The organism is Pseudonocardia xishanensis (assembly GCF_039541715.1).
Classification (GTDB): Bacteria; Actinomycetota; Actinomycetes; order Mycobacteriales; family Pseudonocardiaceae; genus Pseudonocardia; species Pseudonocardia xishanensis.
Genome location: NZ_BAABGT010000005.1, coordinates 38,743 through 57,045 on the forward strand (window position 1 = coordinate 38,743; position 18,303 = coordinate 57,045).

An 18,303-nucleotide genomic window follows, 5' to 3' on the forward strand; every position below is an offset into this window, starting at 1 on the left:
AGGTCAGCCCGCGCCGGTCTGCAGCGCGGAGCGCGGCAGGGGCGCGAGGGGTTGCGCGGTGCTGCGCACCGGGAGCCGCTCGTCGTCGAGCAGCAGGGGGTTGCCGATGAACCGGTAGACGCCGTGGACGTCGTCGGGCGGGGTCTGCACGACGATCCCGTTGTGGCGCACCTGGGGGTCCTCCAGCGCCTGGGTGAGGCTGTTGACCTCGCACGTCGGGACGCCCCGCGCGCCGAGCAGCGCGATCCACTCCGCCCGGGGGCGGGTTGCGAACAGCGCCGTCAGCTCGCCGACGAGCAGCGCCCGGTGGTTGCGGCGGTCGGTGTTCGTCAGGAACCGCGTGTCGCGGCGCCACTCGGGCCGGTCGATCGCGGTGCACAGCAGCTCCCAGAACTTCTGGGTCAGGCAGGCGACCACGAAGTACTCGCCGTGCGCGTCCGGGAACGCCTGGTAGGGCACCAGCTGCTGGTGCCCGCTGCCGACCCGGGCGAGGTCAACCCCCGTGACGCTCACCTGCGGCACGTAGTTGCCGAGCATCGCCAGCGACGCGTCGAGCAGGTTCACCCCGACCTTCGCGCCCTGCCCGGTCCGGGTGCGCCGGTACAAGGCGGCGAGCACGCCCTGCACGGCAAACAGCGCCGCCGAGTAGTCCCCGACCGGCGACGACGTCTTGGCGGGCGGGCCGTCCGGCTCGCCGGTGGTGCCCATCAGCCCGGCGAGCGCCTGCGCCGTGAGGTCCATGCCGGGCTCCTCGCAGCGCGGTCCCGACTCGCCGAACGCCGTCACCAGGCAGTAGACGACGTCGGGGCGCAGCGCCCGCACCGCCTCGTAGTCGAGGCCCGCGCGGTGCACCGCCCCCGGCCGCCCATTGGTGACCAGCACGTCGCACTCGGCGATCTCGCGGTTGAGCCGCCGCCGGTCGACGGGATCCTTGAGGTCCACGGTGAGGTAGCGCTTGTTGCGGTTCGCGGAGGCGAAGTAGGCGCTCCCGCCCGCCCGCAGCAGCGCGTCCGTGGGCCGGATGAGGTCGCCTTCGGGGCGTTCGACCTTGACCACGTCGGCGCCGAGGTCGCCGAGCAGGCTCGCGACGTAGGGGGCCGCGAGCACCTGCGCGACCTCCACGACACGCACCCCCTCGAGGGGCAGGACGACGTCGTTCACGGGTGGCTGCTCCTCGAGACGGTGGATCGGCGGGTCGGGGTCGGGCATCGGTTCGGCGCGCCCCTCAGTTGCGGGCCGCCGCGTGCACGCCGCCGTACTTGGCGATCGTGCGCAGCTGGATCTCCGTCGTGCCCTCGCTGATGGGGTAGAGCAGGGCGTCGCGAACGTAGCGCTGGACGGGGCTCTCGGACATGTAGCCCTGGCCGCCGAGGACGTGCATCGCCGCCAGCGACACCTCCACCGACACCTCGGCGGCGATCATCTTCGCCATCGACGCCGCGACCGTGGCGTCCGTGCCCCCACCCCGCTCGACGACGGCGCAGGCGTCCTCGAGGTGCAGGCGGGCGGTGCGGACGTCGGTGAGCATGCGGGCGAGCCGGAACGCCATGGACTGGTGGCTGGTCAGCGGACCGCCGAAGGCCTGCCGCTGCTGGGCGTGGAGGACCGCGGCGTCGTATGCCGCGCGCGCGACGCCCAGGCTGCGGGCGGCGTGCAGGAGCCTGCCGCGTTCGAGGAAGGTGCCGATGCAGCGCATGCCGTCGCCCTCGCGACCCACGATCGCGTCCGGCGGGACGACGCAGTCGAGGAACACCGCGCCGGTCTCGATCGAGCGGTGCCCGAGCTTGTCGAGCTCGCGGATCTCGACGCCCGGCGTGCTGCTGTCGACCACGAACGCGCTCATGCCGCGCGCGCCCGCCTGCCGGTCGGTGTAGACGAGGACGATCATGAAGTCGCTGATCGGGCCGCCGGTGATGTACATCTTGCTCGCGCGGATGTGCCAGCCGTCGTCGACGCGGGTGGCCGAGCCGCGCATCGCGAGCAGGTCGGAGCCGCCGTCGGGGTCGGTGAGCGCGATCGCGCCGAGCAGTTCGCCCGCCACCGCGGGCCGCAGCCAGCGCTCGTGCTGCTCGGGGCTGCCGTGCGCGGCGAGGATGCCGAGGCAGGGGCCGCTCAGCCCGGCCCCGATCCCGGGGCAGACCCGCCCCATCTCCTCCGCGACGACGCAATGGTAGCGGAACGGCGCGCCCTGTCCGCCGAGCTCGACGGGCAGCGAGACGCCGAGCAGGCCCGCCTCACCTGCCGCGCGCAGGACGTGCCGCGGGAAGCGACCGGTGGCCTCCGCCTCCTCGACGGCGGGCGCGACGACCCGGGCGGCGAAGTCGACGCACGCCGCCCGGAAGAGATCGAGGTCCTGCTCCTCCGGGGCATCCACTACGGACATGACGGTCCTCTCCTGTGGGTGCTCGCAGCGGCGTCCGCGGGGGGCGGGTGCGCGAGCCGGGACTCGGCCCGGGACCGCAGTACGAGGTCCTCATCGGCCGATCGTTTCGTTCAGTGAACGTCTGTTGCGTTCAATAGGTTGCGGGGCACCGTCGGGCCGTGTCAAGACCGCCGCGCATTCCGACTCCGCCCGCTCCCTCGTCACGGTTCGATGCGGGCAACCCGGAGCCGAACCCGGCGTCGACCGGCGTTGCGCACCCCCCGTTGACGGCACAAACGAACCGTGCGCCGGACGGCCCGAACCCCCCGGCCTCAGCGTCCGCGTCGGCGAAACGGGTCCGAGCGGCTTGTTGACCGCTGGCCGCTACACCGTTACCTTTTTCACCGCACTCCCCGACCGCACTCGCGCCCACCGGGCGACCCGTCCAGCCGACCGCGGGCGGACGTGTGGTCCGGGCACCCCGGTGCCTGCAGGAAGCGTTCTTCGACGAGGAAGAGAGTCGGGATGACTGCCAACGACACCGCTCCGACCGAGTTCGTCCCCTGGACGAGCCCGCTGATGCTCGGTCTGTTCATCCCGCTGCAGAACGGCGCGTGGAGCCCGTCGCTCGCCCCGCGTGGCACGGACTGGTCCTTCGACTACAACCTCAAGTGTGTCCGGATGGCCGAGGAGATCGGCTTCGACTTCGTCTTCGGCCTCGGGCAGTGGCACCGCAGCGGCGGCTGGGGCGGCACGTCGCGCTACCACGAGCAGCACCTCGACCCGCTGGTCGTGGCCGGGGCGCTGGCCGCGGCCACCGAGCGGATCGGCCTCATCTCCACCACGCACGTCCTCTACGGCTGGCACCCCACGCTGCTCGCGAAGCTGTGCGCGACCGTCGACCATGTCAGCGGCGGCCGGTTCGGGCTCAACGTCGTGACCGGCTACAAGCCGTTCGAGTACGGGATGTTCGGGCTCGACCCGATCCCGCACGACGAGCGCTACGCGCTCGCGGACGAGTTCATCGAAGCGATGAAGCTGCTCTGGCGCTCGCCCGAGAACGTCGACCTCGACGGGCACTGGACGGCGAAGGACGCCTTCGTGACGCCGAAGCCCGCCCGCGGGCGGCCCATGATCGTCAACGCGGGCTCGTCGGGTCCCGGGCTCGACTTCGCGGCCCGCCACTCGGACATGCTGTTCATCACCAGCCCGGTCGGGCTCGACGCCCCGCTCGACGAGGTCGTCGACGCGCTGCCCGAGTACATCGCGGGCATCCACCGGCGCACGGCGACCGACCGGCCCCGGCTGCGGATCGTGATCAACCCGCACGTCATCTGCCGCGACACCGCGGCCGAGGCGCAGGCGGCCTACCGCGAGATCGTCGACAACCCCGACGTCGGCGCGGTCGAGGGCACCACGGCCATCCTCACCGGTGGCGACCACTCGTCGTGGAAGTCGAGCTCCGGTGTGATCGACACGCGGACGATGGAGAAGCTGACCGTGGGCGGCAACCTCACGGTCGTCGGCGACCCCGAGCAGGTCGTCGAGCAGCTCCTGCGGCTGTCCAAGTGCGGCGTCGACGGCGTGCAGATCAACTTCTTCGACTACCTGCCGGACCTCGAGCGGTTCGGGGCCCGGGTGATGCCGCTGCTCGAGGAGGTCGGGCTGCGGTGAGCGACGTGTGGCAGCTCGTCGTCCAGGGGGTCACCAGCGGCGCGGTGTACGCGATCGCGGCCGCGTCGATCGTCCTGATGTACCGGACGACGCGGCTGTTCAACTTCGCGATCGGCGCAATGATCGCGCTCGCCGCCTACCTGCTCTACGCCCTCACCGACGCGGGGCTGCCGTTCGCCGTGGCGGCGCCGCTGGCCGTGCTGGCCGTCGGGGTGGTCGCAGCGGTGTTCTACCGGTTGGTGCCTGCGCGGATGGTCCGGCAGGCGCACTGGGTGGCGATCGTGAGCACCTTGGCGTTCGGGATTCTGATCGAGGGCCTGCTCGGCGTGATCTGGCTGGGCAACAACTACACGGTCGCGACGCCGTGGACGCCCAGCCTGGTCGACGTCGGCGGGGGCGCCCAGGTGCAGGGCACCGGCCTCGTGACCTTCGCGGTGATGGTGGTCTGCTGCGGGGCGGCGGCGCTGGTCGTCTCGGCGCGCAGGCTCGGCGCGCGGTTCACCGCCGCCGCCACCCACGCCGTCGTGGCCGACGCCCGCGGCATCCCAACGGCCCGCTTCCACGTCGCCGCATGGCTACTCGGCGGCCTGCTGGCCGGGGTGGCCGGGGTCGCGTACGGCTCGACGGCCAGCGTCGGCTTCGGTGTCGTGCTCGTCGGGTTCGCCGCGTTCCCCGCGGCGATCATCGGCGGCCTCGACAGCGTGCCCGGCTCGATGATCGCGGGCTCGCTGCTCGGGATCGTACAGGCCGTGCTTACTCGCGCGGGCCTCGGCGACGCGTTCGGCGCCGTCGCGTTCGCGCTCGCGGTCGGGGTCCTCGTCGTGCGGCCGACCGGACTGCTCGGCAGCCGCGAGGCCCTCCGCGTCTGACGGGCACGCCCGTCCCCCGTTCCCCGACACCGCCGCCTGAGAGGGTACTACCCATGGTGAAGCACGTCCCGGCGGTCCTGACCGCGAAGTGGCCCGACGTGGCCGTCCCGCGCGCTGTGCCCGTCGTCGCGGTGGTGGTCGCGATCGTCTGCGCGGTGCCCGCGCCGAGCCTCTGGAACTCGGCCATCACGCTGCTCCTCGCGGCGACTGTCGCCTATCCACTGGCGCTGCTCGCCCGGCTCACCGGGATCGTCTCCCTCGCGAGCGCGCCGGTCGCGCTCGCGGGCGGGGTGGGCGCGGCGTACTGCTCGACGGTGCTCGGCCTGCCGATCCTCGTCGTGCTGGCGGTCAGCGCGGCGGGGGGCGCGCTGATCGGCCTACTCATGTCGCTGCCCGCGCTGCGCTGGAGCACCCTGTACACGCTGGTCACGACGCTCGCGGCCGTCTACATCGTCGTCTACCTCGCCGCCAGGGTCGGCGACGCGATCGGCCAGTCGTACGGCCTGACGGTGACCGCCGACGAGGTCTTCGGCGTCGCGGTCAACTCGCCGCAGTTCATGCTGGCCGCGCTCGGCCTGCTGCTCGTCGCCAACGTCTACCTCACGGTCGTGCTGCCGCGCTCCCAGGTGGGCCGCGACTGGCAGGCCGACCGGACGAGCCGCCACCTCGCCGCCACGCTCGGCGTGCGGCACGGGCGCGTGCTGCTCGCGAGCTTCATGTTCACCTCGGCGCTGATGGCGCTGGCCGCGGCCCTGTCCGCGTACTGGATCGGGTTCATCGAGTACCAGTACTACGACGTCAACATGAGCATCGAGTACCTCACGATCGTCATCGTCGGAGGCACGGCCAGCCTCTGGGGACCGCTCGCGGGCTCGCTCGTCTACGTGCTGCTGCCCGCCGCACTGGCCGGGCTCGCGTTCGACCTGCTCGGCGGGAGCCCGACGGCCACGCAGTACGGCTCGAACCTTGGCTCGACGGCGTTCGGCGCACTGCTCATCGCGACGCTTCTGATGGAGCCGCGCGGCCTGGCGTTCCTCGCCGAACGGCTGCGGCGCACGCGGTCCGCCGCGGCCCCGCGCGCCCACCCGACGCCCGTCCCTCCGGACCCGACGCCGGACCCGACAGCCGAGACGGGCGGACCGGCGCTACTGACGGTCCGCGACCTGTCCGTCTCCTACGGCGCCGTGGGCGTCCTGCACGGGATCGACCTGCGGGTCGCGCCGGGCGAGATCGTCGGGATCACCGGCCCGGCCGGGTCGGGTAAGACCTCGCTGCTGCGCGCGCTGGCGGGCTTCACCGCAGCCGAGACGGTCGACGTGCGGGCCACCCGGATGGAGCTCGACGGCGTCGACCTGCGCCCGCTGCCCGCCGACCGCCGCGCCCGCGCCGGCGTGGCGTTCGTCCCCGAGCGCGACAAGATCGTCCCGTCGCTGTCGGTGCGGGCCAACCTGCTGCTGGGAGTGCGGTCCGACCGCCGCTCGACGGCCACCGCGACGGAGCGCGCACTCGACCGGTTCGCCGAGCTCGCGCCGCTGCTGGACAAGCAGGCGGGACTGCTCAGCGGCGGTGAGCGGCAGATGCTCGCGATCGCCTCGGCGATGGTCATGGACCCGCGTCTGCTCGTGATCGACGAGCTCACCCTCGGCCTGTCCCCGCGCAAGGTCGAGGAGCTCGTCGACGTGATCCACACGCTATCGGCCGACGGGCTCACCGTCGTCGTCGGCGAGCAGGACGCGTCAGTCCTCGGCAGCCTCGCGGGCTCGGTGTGCCTGCTGCGCGGCGACGGGACGGCCGTGCAGGGCCCCGCCGCCGAGCTGCTCGACGCGACAGCCCTGGAAGCGGTGCTGATCGGCGCCGCACCGGTCGACGCGACAGCCCCGCACCCCTCCCGGTCGGCGTGACGGCGATGTCAGGAGCCCCCGTGAACAGTCCCTCCGAGCCGCTCGCACCCGGCATCTCCTTCCGCGACGTCCAGCTGCGGTTCGGCGGCCAGGTGGTGCTCGAAGGCGTCACGCTGGACCTGCCCGGCGCCCGGCTGACCGGACTGATCGGCCCGAACGGCTCCGGCAAGACTTCGCTGTGCAATGTCGCGACCGGCGTCTACCGGCCCGACGCCGGCGAGGTCGTCGTGCTCGGCCGGGACACGCGCCGCCTCGGCGCGCACGCCTTCGGCCGCATGGCCGTGGCCCGCACCTTCCAGCACGCCGCGGTCGTCCCGGAGCTGACCGCGTGGGAGAACGTCGCGCTCGGCCTGCCAGCCGACGAGCGCATCTCGCTGCTGCGCACGATCAGCGGGTCGCGCCGGTCCCGGCGGATCGAACGCGGCTACCGCGACCGCGCCGTCGGCGTGCTCGACGAGCTGGGCCTCGCCGACCGGGCGGACACGCCCGCGGCGGAGCTGACGAACCTCGAACGCAAGTTCGTCGAGGTGGCGCGCTGCCTGGTCCGCGCGCCCCAGGTCCTCGTCCTCGACGAGGTCGCGTCCGGACTGACCCGGCCCGAGAAGGCGCAGTTGTCGGAGTTCGTGCGCACGGCGTTCGACGACCGCTGCCGCGGAGCGCTCGTCGTCGTGATCGAGCACGACGTCGAGTTCATCCGCGGTCTCTGCTCGCACATTGTCGTGCTGGACCGCGGACGCGTCCTCGCCGAGGGCACGACAGCCGAGGTCCTCGCCGACGACCGCGTGCGATCCGTCTATCTGGGCGGCGTCGCCGCCCAGGCCCGGTGACCGGCACCTGCCGGCCGCCCCGCCCGTCCCCCGAGAGAGGAAGACCCATGATCGGTCGCGCGTCGAGACGGTGGTGGCCCGCGGTGGCCTGCCTGGCCGCTGTCACCCTGGCTGCCTGCGGGTCCAGCGCGACGCCCGGGGGTGGGGGAGGGTCCGGTTCGGCCGACCTCACCATCCGGGCCATCACGAACTTCACCGGGCCGCTGGCCCTGCAGGGCATCCCCGTCCAAGCCGTGCAGGCATACTTCACCCAGCTCGACAAGAAGGGCGGGGTGAACGGCACGGACGTCACGATCTCGCCGCAGGACGCGCTGGGCGACGTCTCCCGGGCCGTCTCGCTGACCCGCGACGCCGCGGCCGACAAGAGCGTGCTCGCCGTCGTCGGGATGGGCAGCAGCGCGCAGATGGAGGCGACGGTCCCGCTCGTCGACCCGCTGAAGCTGCCTTCGATCTCGACGCCGAGCGTCAGCACGCGCGAGGCGGCGAACTACTACCGGGCGGCGGCGAACTACCCGACCGCGGGCCGGGCCGCGGCCGCCTTCACCGCCGAGACGTTCCCGGGCAAGAAGGTCTCGATCCTCACCCTCGACACGCCCGCGCCGCGCAGCGCGACCGACATCTACCGCAAGGGCGCCGAGGCCGCAGGCCTCTCAGTGGTGTCGTCGGGGTTCTTCCCGCTGTCGGCCACCTCGATCTCGAACGAGACCGAGGCCGCACTAGCGGCGAACCCGGACGTGCTGGTCGTCAACTCGGCCACGGTGTCGGTCGCCAAGACGATGTTCGACGTGCTCAAGCTGAAGGCACCGACCACGCCGACGGTCTGGATCTCCAACGGCTGCTCCAGCGCGACGCTCGCGCTGGCGAGCACGCCGATGTATTCGGTGTGCTCCACGCTGCCGCTCTCGGTGAGCGGGGTCCCCGCCGCCGCGACGATCCAGCAGGCGCTCGACAGCGCGGGCGTCGGCAACCTGAAGGACTCGCTCGACGACAGCTACGCCGTGCTGGGCTACGAGCTGGGCCGCAGCCTCGACGCCGCCGTGCAGGCCTGCGCCCCGAAGTGCGACCGCGACTCGTTCGGCAAGGCGCTGGCCGAGGTACACCTGCCCTCGGATGGCATGGCGGGCGAGCTCGGCTTCCAGAACCCCGACCGCAACATGGTGTCGCAGATGGCGGTCATCGAGCGCGACCCGGCGGCGGGCACCATCAAGGTGACCTCGCCGTTCGCGGCCTACCCGGCCTGACGGCCGCACACCCCTCCGGTGTGTGCGCGGCCGTGGTCAGAAGACGGTGTTGTCCGGCACGATCGTCGGGCGCAGCCCCTCCAGCTCGGTCTCCATCGCGGCCGCGACCTCGAGCACCTGGTCAACGATCGCCCGCTCCCCCATCGCGCGCACGCGCTCGGCGGGTCCGAGGAGGCTCAGGGCGTAGAGGCCGTGCGACAACCGGACGGGTGCGGCGATCGCGGCGGAGCCCAGGGTGCGGGCTCCGTAGCTCGCGGCCCACCCGCGCCGGACGACCAGCTGCGCCTCCGCGTCGGTCGGCGGCTCCCCGTCGGACCGAGCGACCTCCGTGTCGGCCCGCCACTGCGGCTCCGTCAACCGGTGGTGCACCCGGGCCCGCTGCTCCTCCGTGCCGAACGAGTACAGGACCAGATCGGTGGCTCCGTTCGTGACCGACATAAACGAGCCGAGCGGCAGCACCATCCGCAACGGCTGCGGCGACTCCAAGGTCAGCACGCACAGCCGCAGGCCTTCGTGCAGCATGTGCAGCCCGATGGTCTCCCGCGTGCTATTGTGCAGGCGCCCCATCAGAGTCAGCGCCTTCTGGCTGAACCCGCGGGAGCGGTGGAACACTTCGGCCAGCTCGCCCACACTGTGGCCGAGCGTGTAGGTCTGCTGCACGGGCAGCTGCTCCAGGAAGCCGTACAAGGTCAGCGTCGTGACCAGTCGGTACGCCACTGCCGGATTCAGATCGAGCTGTCGGGCGATCTCTCGGACGCCGAGCTCTGGTTCCTCGCGGAAGAGCATGAGCGCCCGCAGGGCGCGCGAGACGCTGCGCAGCCCGGAGCGCTCCGGGGCGCCCTCCTTGAGGTCGTCTTTCTCGATCGTCATGCCCCTGACATCCCTCCCGGCCACGATCCCCGCGCGCATACCGATCGCGCCTGACAGGATCGTACTGGAGGTGTTTCGCCTAGCGCGACAGGCGTCTCTCCTGATGTCGGAGCGGGCGGAGGTGGCGCACCGGGCCGCCGATCAGCGGCGGGCCGGAGGGCGGTCGAGGTACCGGCCGAGCCGCTCGACCAGTCCGGGCCGGGCGACCGACCCGACGAGGGCGGCCATGTCTGCCGCGTCGGCCTCGTCGGAGCCGGTGTCCAGCAGCGCGAGCGCCGCAGCCAGCGAGGTCGTGTCGAGGTGGCGCGTCGCGTCGACGAGCTCCCGCGCCACAGCCAGCTGCCGGTCGCGGTCGACGACCGCCGCGGCGAGCCCGATGCGCGCGGCCTCGTCCGCGTCGACCTCGTGCGCGTTCAGCAGGACCGCGCGAGCCTGCGCCACGCCGACGAGCGCGGCCAGGTGCCGTGTGCCGAGGCAGACGCCGAACCGCAGGCCGGGGAAGCGCAGGGTCGTCGCCTGCTCGACGATCCGGTGCGTGCAGGCCGCGACCAGGTCCGCGCCCGCGCCGACGCCCTTGCCGTTGACGCAGGCCACGGTGAGGAACGGGGCCCGGCGCAGGCGCTGGAGCAGCTGCTCGATCCGCACCATCCGCAGCAGCAGCTCCCCCTGACCGTGACCGAGCGCGCCGGTCATGTCGAAGCCCGCGCAGAAGTGCGGCCCCTCGGCGCGTAGCACGAGCGCCCGCGCACGCGTCGCGACGGGCGTCGTCGACGACGGCGGTCAGCCCGTCGACGGCCTCGGCCGTCAACGCGTTGCGCGACGCGGGACGGTCCAGCGTGGCGAGGATCGTGTCGTCGCCGAACCGGTCGACGCGGACCGGACCGCCGGTCTGCGGGGCCTCAGCGCTCACGGGTGCCATGCAGCCACTCCTCCGCCACCTCGTCGTCGTGTTCGCCGAGCAGCGGCGGTCTGCCCAGCTCGGCCTGGTGGCCGGAGATCGCGACGGGAAACGGCACCGCGTCCACCGTCGCTCCGTTCGGCAGCGGGATCGACCCGACCAGCCCCATCTCGGCGACGTGCGGATCATTCAGGATCTCGGAGAACGTGTTGATCGGCGCGCACGGCACGCCCGCCGCTTCGAGCTCGGCGAGCCACGCCGCGGCGGCGCGCCGCAGGAGCGGCTGGGCGAGGACGTCGGTGAGCAGGTCCTGGTTGCGGGCCCGCAGGTCCTGGGTGCGGAAGCGCGGGTCGTCCACCAGCCCCGGCATCTCGACCACGCCGCAGAACCGGCGCCACAAGTCGTGGTTGCCCGCCGCGACGACGAAGCTCTTGTCGGCGGCGCGGAAGGCCCCGGTAGGGCGCGTTGCGCGGGTGCGCGGAGCCCAGCCTGCGAGGATCCCGTCCGGTGCCGAAGTACTCGCCGGTCTGCAGGGCCGACACGCCAAGCAGCGAGCCCAACATCGAGCAGTCGATCCGCGCACCCTGCCCGGTCCGGGTGGCCCGCCGGACCGCCGCGAGGATCGCGTACGCCGCGTACAGGCCGGTCACGAAGTCGCCGACCGGCACCCCGCACTTCACCGGCTCGCCGTCCGGCTCGCCGGTCACGCTCATCATCCCCGGACGCCGCCTGCACGGTGACGTCGAACGCGCCCTTCTGCGCGTACGGCCCGACGTGCCCGTACCCGGACACCGAGCAGTAGACGATCGTCGGGTTCGCCTCCTGCGCATCGGCGTAGGCGAGCCCGAGCCGGTCGAGGACCCCGGGCCGGAAGTTCTCCAGCACGACGTCGGCGTGGCGGACCAGCTCCAGCGCCGCCTGCCGGCCGTCGTCCGACTTCAAGTCGAGTGCGATGCCGCGCTTGTTCCGGTTGAGCGTCGCGAAACTGACGCTGAACCGGTCCGGACGGTCCGGGTCGCCGACGAACGGCGGCCACTGCCGCAGCCCGTCGCCCTCCCCCGCGCGTTCCACCTTCACGACATCGGCGCCCAGGTCTGCTAGCAGCGAGCCCGCGAACGGACCCACCGCGACCTGCCCAAATTCCAGGACGCGCAAGCCTTCGAGAGGAGCGTCGTCCGCGCTCACGAGGCCGCCTCGCGCAGACCCGCCTCGACCATCAGCGGCACGACCTGCTCGCCGAACCGCCGCAGGTCGGGCAGGTAGTCAAAGAAGTTGACCTGCACGCCGTCGCACCCGGCCTCGTGCAGCCGGACGAACCACTCGACGATCTGCTCAGGGGTGCCGACGAGGTGCACGTTGCCGCCGACCACCCACTGCTCGCGGCTGTGCCCGCGCCACGACCGACCGTCGCCGCCGGTGACGGCCGCGGCGAAGTTCTCGGCGGCCACCGGGTCCTCGTTGTCGAGGATCGCCTGGTAGGCGGCCCAGGCCTCCTTCTCGGTCTCGCGACAGATGACGTGCGGGTTGATGATCGTGCGCACCTCACGGCCCTTGGCCCGCGCGAAGGCCTTGATCTTCGCGTTGTACGCGGGCAGCGCCTCCACCGCCCGGTGCGGGTCAGCGCCGCCAGGGCTGGTGATGAAGACGAGGTCGGAGTTCTGGGCGGCGTACTCCAACCCCGCGGGCGAGCTCGCCGCGTTGACCAGCACCGGACGTCCGTGCAGCGGCTTGGGCAAGACGTGGGCGTCGGTCATCGACCAGTGCACGCCCTGGAGCGTGACGTTGTCGTCGCTGCCCCACAGCGTCTGCAGCATGCCGGTGAACTCGGCGGCCATCGAGTACCGCAGGTCGTGCTCGATCGGGTCGAGACCGAACATGCGGTACTCGCTCTGCTTGTACCCGGTCACGACGTTGAGGCCCCAGCGACCGCCGGAGATGTGGTCGAGGCAGGCGCCATACTTGGCCAGGTGCACCGGGTGCCACCCGTACAGGACGTGCACGGTGCTGATCAGCAGGAGCTTCCTGGTCCGCTCGGCCAGCGCAGCGGAGCTGATCAGCGGGTCGAGCTCGTGCTCCCGGAAGTGGGTCTGCCCGCCGTAGCCGCCCTTGGCGAGCCACTGCCCGAGGCCGAAGGCCAGGTCGAACCCGTACCGCTCGGCCTCGACGGCGCACTGGGCGTTGTACTCGTAGGTCCAAGAGGTCTCGCGGGGCGCGGAGGAGGGGCTCCACGCGCCTTCCTGTAGCGGCAGGAACAGGCCCAGGATCAGCGTGTTGTCCAGCGCTGCGTCCAGCGGGGAGCCCGCGGCGAGCTCCGCCGCGGTCGTGTCGGCGGCCTTCATCGTCGTCTCGCTTTCGTCGTTCTGGGCCTCGTCGAGGAGGTCCGGATCGATGGCTCGTGATCCGGATCAGGACGTCCGCGGCGCGGCCTGGTCGAGGGCGGGCAGCGGCTCGGCCGGTCGCAGCGCGACACTCGACCGGGTTGTCTCCCGCAGGAGGTACGTGCACGTCACGCTGATCGCGCCAATGACGCCGAGGTAGACCGCGATCGGCCACCAGTGCCCGCCCGCGAGCGCCAGGAGCCACGCCGCGACCAGCGGCGTCACGCCCGCGAGAATGCTCGATAGGTTGAAGGTGATCGACATGCCGGAGCAGCGGACCCGCGCGTCGAACAGCTCGGCGAAGATGCTCGCCTGGGGCGCCCACGTCGCCGCGTGGCCCACCGAGATGCCGATGATGATCCCGAACCAGACCAGCGGGTCGAGCCGGGTGTCGAAGAAGGCGAAGAAGGCAATCGGCCAGACCATGAGCAGCGCGGCACCGAACATGTAGGCCGGACACCTGCCGAACCGGTCCGAGAGCGCACCGAACAGCGGGATCGTCGCGAGCTCGATCACCGCGGCCGTCACGATCGCGTCGAGGATCGAGCTCTTCGAGATCGCGGCCTGCGCACCGCCGTAGGTGAGCGAGAACGTGGCGAAGATGTACAACGACGAGTCGAGGATGATCCGCGACCCGAGGCCGACCGCGATCTGGCGGGGATGGGTGCGGACCAGCTCGACGAGCGGGCGGCGGCCACCTCGCCGACCTGCACCATCTCCGTGAACACGGGCTACTCAGCGTGACGAAACCAGCGCACTGCGACGGGCGTCGACACGCCGATCTCCAGCGCCGCCTCCTCCTCGGTGCGTTTGCCCTGCGCAATCAGCCGCCAGAAGGCGCGCTCCACTTGCCGCGCCGGCATCGGCCGGCCCGGCGAGCGCATAGCCGGTCGCAGAGCCCGATCCGCCTGTTGCTGACAACGCGCCATCGAACACCTCCGACATCAGACGAGGTGTTGCGACGATCGATAGAGTCCGCCGACCAAGCCGTGGTCGGGGTGGAAGATCGCCCCGGCCAGGCTCCCCGGGGCTGCCGCCGCGGCGTGGAGGGCGTCGGCGACCAGCTGGGTGCGCATGTGGTCGGCGATCGCCCACCCGGCCAGCCGCCGCGAGTAGCAGTCGATCACGGTTGCCAGGTACAGGTTCCCACCGTCGGCCAGCGGCAGGTAGGTGATGTCGCCGACGTAGACCCGGTTCGGGGCGGGCGGGCCCGGCGAAGTCGCGTGCCAGCAGATCCGGCACAGCCGTGTCGGTCTGGGCCGGGATGGTGGTGCGCACGCGTCGGCGCCGGCGGTAGCCGACTGATGCCGTGCTCGTGCATGACCCGCCCGACTCGCTTGTGGTTGACCCGCCGTTCGGGTGGGGCGCCGTCGTTGAGCTCGGCGGTGATCCGCGGACGCACGTGCGGTCGGCGGTGTGCACGGTGCGGATCCGGGCGACCAACGCGGCGTCCGACGCCGTGCGGGCAGCCCGGGCCGGTGCGGCGGCCTTCCAGGCGTAGAACGAGGAACGCGCCACGTCGAGCAGCGCGCAGAGCCGCTTCACCGTCCAACCCGGCCGGGCGGCGCGGGTGGCGGTGGGTGTGGTGTGGTCGGCGACGGACTGGAAGCGGCTCACCAGTTCGTCTCGCCCGCGAATACTTGGCCGCCTGGCGCAGGATCTCCCGCTCGGTCTTGAGCTTGGTCTTCTCCGCCCACCACGCCTTGTTCTCGGCCTCCAGCCTAGCCAGACGCTGCTCGGGACCCTCGTCACGGCCCGGCGCGGGCGTCTGCGTTGAGATCTGTGTCCGGTCACGGCCCGAGCGAGGATCGCGAGTGGTGCTGCGGTCCGCGGCGGTGCGCACGCCGGTGCCGTGCCGGTCGAGCCACTACCGCAACTTGGTGCGCTCGACGCCCAGATCGGTGGCGATGCCCTTCACCGTCGCACCCGGAGTGGACTTGTACAGCTCGACGGCCTGCCGACGGAACTCATCGGAGTAGGTTCTTGCAGGCCATGGTCAGACACCATCTCGCTTCCCCCTGCGGTGCAGGGATGAGCGTGTCCATGGATCGGGGTCAAGGCCCGACCTCGCCCTTCATTACGGCTTCGGACATCTCGGCCGATTCGCCCAGCAATACCGCGACCGCTTCGGAGTTCTTCCCTCTCAGACACAACGAGGGAGCTCTTCGGCAGGCGGACACCCCGCTTCGCATCGCGGAGAGTGAGCCGCGTCATATTCGCATAGCGTCGCAGGGACATCAATCGACCACCACGACAGGAGATTCCATGAGCCCGCAGGTCCCTGGCTACGCCATCGCCCAAGTCCGCGAGCTCGACGTCAACGAGGCGGTCGTCGACTACATCGGCAGGGTCGACGCCACGCTGGCGCCGTACGACGGTCGCATCCTCGTCCACGGCGGCACGATGACCGAGCTCGAGGGCACCTGGGACGGCGACGTCGTCGTGATCGCCTTCCCGAGCGTCGGCGCGGCGCAAGCGTGGTACGACTCGCCCGACTACCAGGCGATCCTGGCGCTGCGTGTCGACAACTCGCGGTCGATCGCCGCGATCGTCGAGGGCGTGCCGGCCGGCTACCAGGCGGCCGACAGGCTGGCCCAGCTCATCGGGTGAGTCAGCGGATCAGGAAGCCCTCAGCGACCAGGTCGCGCACGGATGGAAGGTACATCGTACGGACCTCCTCGGTGTCGCGCTCGAGCAGCATCGCGACGGCGTCGAGCATCTGGGCGACAACAGGTCGCCGTCGGACGCACCGATGAGCGCCGCCTCGACGGTTTCGACGGTGCGGGCGCGGCGCAAGCCGAGCTGCGCACGTACGACGATCCGCTCGGGGCCCTCGACACCGATTGGCCCGTGGGTCTCCTGGACACGTCTGCCCGGTTCGACAGGCGATTGTCGAGCCCGACGGCGAGCCGGGAAGCCTCGCCCCAGGCGTGGATTGCTGGTGCGATCGGCTGCTCGAGTCGCGGGGGCCACTCCAGGAGGGACTGCCCCTGGTCTGGATGACACTTGGGGTTTGCAGTAATTCGGCCGCGTCTGCGGTCGCGTTCACCGCGCACCGCGCCCAGCTGTCCGAGCACCACCGGCCGGCGCTGTAGTCGGCCGTCGGCTGTCACTACAACGCGAACGGAACGCAACGCAACGCAACGCAAGGAGATTCAACGCGATGGCCACTGAGAATGTGGGAATGATGTCAAGTTTCTCCGCCGAGGACCTGCACCTGCCAGGTCCGGGCGTCGGGGCAGAACTGCGCCCGCCGCCTGCTCGCTACCGAGAGGAGCGGAGATGGGAACACCTTCGGAAGAGCCTCTACAGCCCGTGGGTACACGTCGGTGACGAGTGGGAAGAGTCCGCCTATACACACTTGCTCGACGAGTACATGTGGCGCGGTGACGAGATCATGGACGCGGTCGCACACCTGTTCTCGCGAGCCGGGAATGGGCGCGCGATGTTCGAGCAGGTCCTAGATGGTGACGTGCGGTCCATACCCGACGCGCCGCAGGAGCTCGTCGATCTGGCCGAGCATCTCGACCGTGTGCCGAGCTGGTTCGATCGGGAGGCGAGTGAGCGCGGTCGGCGACGGCTGTGCGCGGTCTCACCGATGGCGAAGCTCGCCGCCTTTGGGTTCTCCCTGTTCGCTGTCACGATGAAGGAGGACGCCGCGGAATCGACCGGGGCCACCGGTCAGTTCAAGCAGGAGCCGTTGCGCCGCGCCGTTGATACGTCGCGCTACTTCCTTGAGGTCACCCATCCCACGGCACTCGATCGTGAGTCAGAACGGTTCAAGACCATCATTCGGGTCCGGCTCATGCACGCGCTCGTGCGGAAAGGCCTGATCCGCAGGTGGGGTCCGGCCAGGGTTGCGGAGACTGGCATGCCGCTCTCGGACGCGAGCGTCGCTGGCGGTCATGCCTGGTTCGGGACCATGCCCGTCGTGATCGACCAGTACCTTGGTCGGCCGATATCGATGTCCGACCTGGACGACGTCGCTATGCACTGGGCCTACATCGCCTACCTCACCGGGGCCTCCGCTGAGATCCTCCCAAAGAACGGGCTCGACTCGATCCGACTTGCGGACCACATCTTCGCCTCGGCTGGAAGGCCCGTGCCGCGGTATCGAGTGCAGATGGCCGAGGCCCTTCTGTACCCGACCGAGGCGCTCGGGGGCGAGGCCGCGATTCGCGACCTCATCGGAGCCACGACGGCGGTCGTGGGTACGCGCGACGCCCAGGAGTGGCTGTCGGGGACTAAGTACGAATCACTTCCGCTCGCCGAGCTGGCCAGCGGGTTCCGCGCCGTCGCCGAGCAGCAGGCATTGGTGATGCGCCATGAGGACGAGGATCCCACGACGGCCCGCAGCCAGGACGCCTTCGTCGATGGTGATCCCGACATGACGGCCGCCTATCTCGCTATGCGCGACTTCGCGGCGGAGCGAGGGGTGCACGTGACCGAGTACACCGAGCACGACGGGAGTACATCGGGCCGTAGCCTCGGTCCCGCACGCTGACCATGACCGTTCGCCGCGAGAACCGACGGCGCATCGGCACACACGTCCACAATCAATGTCCGGAGGAGCGGGTGCCCCAACCGGGGACCGATGAACCGGACGAGGAGAAGGATGAGCCACAGCCCGTACGACGACCTCCCCCAGGTACCGTCGTTCGACGTCACCAGTACGGACTTCACCGACGGCGGGATGCTCGCGATGCCGCAGGTCAGCGGCATCTTCGGGGCCGGCGGCGAGGACCTGTCACCGCAACTGTCCTGGAGCGGCGCCCCCAAGGGCACCCGCTCCTATGTGGTGACCTGCTTCGACCCCGACGCTCCGACCGGGTCGGGCTTCTGGCACTGGGCGGTCGTCGACATCCTGGCGTCGGTGACCTCGCTGGAGGTGGGCGCCGGCGACGAGGAGGGTAGCGGGCTGCCCGCGGGCTCCTACCAGCTGGCCAACGACGCCGGAATCAAGCAGTTCGTCGGCGCGGCCCCGCCCGCCGGGCGCGGCCTGCACCGCTACTTCTTCGTCGTGCACGCCGTTGACGTGGAGTCGCTCGGGCTGCCCGAGGGCGCCAGCCCTGCGCTGCTGGGCTTCAACCTGTTCAGCCACACCCTGGCCCGGGCGACGATCACCCCGGTCTACGAGAGGAAGTAGCGACTGCTCACAGCCCGCCGGGTCCCGGCGCGGCGGTGAGGCGGCGGGAGTCCAGGCTGCGGTGCGCCGCGCTGCGCGACTAGAGCGTGTCTCCCAAACATCGGCGGCGTGTAGCTCCATGATCGGTGCATGGTCAG

The 18,303-nt window shown here is 71.3% G+C and carries 15 protein-coding genes and 4 pseudogenes; 8 read left to right on the forward strand and 11 right to left on the reverse strand.

The genetic code is table 11. The annotated features are described in order from the left end of the window. Positions 1-3: 3 nt before the first annotated feature. Both ABD993_RS01975 and ABD993_RS01980 read right to left on the reverse strand, forming a co-directional pair. Positions 4-1,161, reverse strand: a complete 1,158-nt coding sequence (locus tag ABD993_RS01975; protein ID WP_345412061.1) for a CaiB/BaiF CoA transferase family protein — start codon at positions 1,159-1,161, stop codon at positions 4-6. Between the two features lie 64 nt (positions 1,162-1,225). Then, positions 1,226-2,383, reverse strand: a complete 1,158-nt coding sequence (locus tag ABD993_RS01980) for an acyl-CoA dehydrogenase family protein (RefSeq protein WP_345412062.1) — start codon at positions 2,381-2,383, stop codon at positions 1,226-1,228. 504 nt (positions 2,384-2,887) lie between these two features. Here ABD993_RS01980 and ABD993_RS01985 point away from each other — a divergent pair. From ABD993_RS01985 to ABD993_RS02005, 5 genes are read left to right on the forward strand one after another with little or no spacing between them, the layout of a single operon-like run. Continuing rightward, a complete protein-coding gene (locus ABD993_RS01985) occupies positions 2,888-4,036 on the forward strand; it encodes an LLM class flavin-dependent oxidoreductase (RefSeq protein ID WP_345412063.1) in 1,149 nt (382 codons plus the stop codon). Further along, entirely contained in the window at positions 4,033-4,905 is an 873-nt protein-coding gene (locus tag ABD993_RS01990; protein ID WP_345412065.1) for a branched-chain amino acid ABC transporter permease, read from the forward strand. Before ABD993_RS01985 ends, ABD993_RS01990 begins: the two co-directional genes overlap by 4 nt. A 53-nt stretch (positions 4,906-4,958) precedes the next feature. Beyond that, a complete protein-coding gene (locus tag ABD993_RS01995) occupies positions 4,959-6,806 on the forward strand; it encodes an ATP-binding cassette domain-containing protein (RefSeq protein ID WP_345412066.1) in 1,848 nt (615 codons plus the stop codon). A gap of 20 nt (positions 6,807-6,826) precedes the next feature. Then, entirely contained in the window at positions 6,827-7,633 is an 807-nt protein-coding gene (locus ABD993_RS02000; RefSeq protein ID WP_345412068.1) for an ABC transporter ATP-binding protein, read from the forward strand. A 47-nt stretch (positions 7,634-7,680) separates the two neighbouring features. Beyond that, positions 7,681-8,874 carry an ABC transporter substrate-binding protein gene (locus ABD993_RS02005; protein WP_345412070.1) on the forward strand — a complete coding sequence of 398 codons (1,194 nt, stop codon included), beginning with the start codon at positions 7,681-7,683 and terminating at the stop codon, positions 8,872-8,874. Positions 8,875-8,910: 36 nt separating this feature from the next. On the opposite strand, the gene ABD993_RS02010 is transcribed toward ABD993_RS02005, so the two are convergent. The 9 genes and pseudogenes from ABD993_RS02010 to ABD993_RS02045 all read right to left on the reverse strand — a co-directional run. After that, entirely contained in the window at positions 8,911-9,744 is an 834-nt protein-coding gene (locus ABD993_RS02010) for an IclR family transcriptional regulator (protein WP_345412072.1), read from the reverse strand. 141 nt (positions 9,745-9,885) lie between these two features. Beyond that, positions 9,886-10,479, reverse strand: a complete 594-nt coding sequence (locus ABD993_RS02015; protein ID WP_425568878.1) for an enoyl-CoA hydratase/isomerase family protein — start codon at positions 10,477-10,479, stop codon at positions 9,886-9,888. Between the two features lie 164 nt (positions 10,480-10,643). Further along, positions 10,644-11,225 (reverse strand): CoA transferase, encoded by a 582-nt coding sequence (locus ABD993_RS02020; RefSeq protein WP_345412074.1) that lies wholly within the window; start codon positions 11,223-11,225, stop codon positions 10,644-10,646. Next, positions 11,155-11,472 (reverse strand): annotated as a pseudogene (locus ABD993_RS36575) (CoA transferase); the annotation flags it as partial. The pseudogene ABD993_RS36575 and the gene ABD993_RS02020, both read right to left, overlap by 71 nt. Continuing rightward, positions 11,420-11,827 (reverse strand): annotated as a pseudogene (locus ABD993_RS36580) (CoA transferase); the annotation flags it as partial. The pseudogenes ABD993_RS36575 and ABD993_RS36580, both read right to left, overlap by 53 nt. Beyond that, complete coding sequence (locus ABD993_RS02030) at positions 11,824-12,981, reverse strand: LLM class flavin-dependent oxidoreductase (protein ID WP_345412076.1); 1,158 nt, start codon at positions 12,979-12,981, stop codon at positions 11,824-11,826. The gene ABD993_RS02030 and the pseudogene ABD993_RS36580, both read right to left, overlap by 4 nt. 66 nt (positions 12,982-13,047) lie before the next feature. Further along, the gene (locus ABD993_RS02035) at positions 13,048-13,629 is read right to left on the reverse strand and encodes an MFS transporter (protein WP_345412077.1); all 582 of its coding nucleotides are present in this window, start codon (positions 13,627-13,629) and stop codon (positions 13,048-13,050) included. Between the two features lie 128 nt (positions 13,630-13,757). Next, a pseudogene (locus tag ABD993_RS02040) lies at positions 13,758-13,949 on the reverse strand (IS30 family transposase); the annotation flags it as partial. 51 nt (positions 13,950-14,000) lie between these two features. Continuing rightward, positions 14,001-14,965 (reverse strand): annotated as a pseudogene (locus ABD993_RS02045) (IS3 family transposase); the annotation flags it as partial. A gap of 320 nt (positions 14,966-15,285) precedes the next feature. On the opposite strand from ABD993_RS02045, the gene ABD993_RS02050 reads away from it, so the two are divergent. From ABD993_RS02050 to ABD993_RS02060, 3 genes are all read left to right on the forward strand, one after another. Further along, entirely contained in the window at positions 15,286-15,630 is a 345-nt protein-coding gene (locus ABD993_RS02050) for a DUF1330 domain-containing protein (RefSeq protein WP_345412079.1), read from the forward strand. Between the two features lie 553 nt (positions 15,631-16,183). Then, on the forward strand, positions 16,184-17,524 hold the full coding sequence (locus ABD993_RS02055; protein ID WP_345412081.1) for an oxygenase MpaB family protein: 1,341 nt from the start codon (positions 16,184-16,186) through the stop codon (positions 17,522-17,524). A 111-nt stretch (positions 17,525-17,635) separates the two neighbouring features. Continuing rightward, entirely contained in the window at positions 17,636-18,166 is a 531-nt protein-coding gene (locus tag ABD993_RS02060; RefSeq protein WP_345412083.1) for a YbhB/YbcL family Raf kinase inhibitor-like protein, read from the forward strand. The last annotated feature ends 137 nt before the right edge of the window (positions 18,167-18,303 follow it).

Excerpts from the sequence above, each read along its gene's own strand:
- ABD993_RS01980 (WP_345412062.1), bottom strand. The coding sequence starts at position 2,383 with ATGTCCGTAGTGGATGCCCCGGAGGAGCAGGACCTCGATCTCTTCCGG.
- ABD993_RS01985 (WP_345412063.1), top strand. The coding sequence starts at position 2,888 with ATGACTGCCAACGACACCGCTCCGACCGAGTTCGTCCCCTGGACGAGC.
- ABD993_RS01995 (WP_345412066.1), top strand. The coding sequence starts at position 4,959 with ATGGTGAAGCACGTCCCGGCGGTCCTGACCGCGAAGTGGCCCGACGTG.
- ABD993_RS02005 (WP_345412070.1), top strand. The coding sequence starts at position 7,681 with ATGATCGGTCGCGCGTCGAGACGGTGGTGGCCCGCGGTGGCCTGCCTG.
- ABD993_RS02010 (WP_345412072.1), bottom strand. The coding sequence starts at position 9,744 with ATGACGATCGAGAAAGACGACCTCAAGGAGGGCGCCCCGGAGCGCTCC.
- ABD993_RS02030 (WP_345412076.1), bottom strand. The coding sequence starts at position 12,981 with ATGAAGGCCGCCGACACGACCGCGGCGGAGCTCGCCGCGGGCTCCCCG.
- ABD993_RS02050 (WP_345412079.1), top strand. The coding sequence starts at position 15,286 with ATGAGCCCGCAGGTCCCTGGCTACGCCATCGCCCAAGTCCGCGAGCTC.
- ABD993_RS02055 (WP_345412081.1), top strand. The coding sequence starts at position 16,184 with ATGGCCACTGAGAATGTGGGAATGATGTCAAGTTTCTCCGCCGAGGAC.
- ABD993_RS02060 (WP_345412083.1), top strand. The coding sequence starts at position 17,636 with ATGAGCCACAGCCCGTACGACGACCTCCCCCAGGTACCGTCGTTCGAC.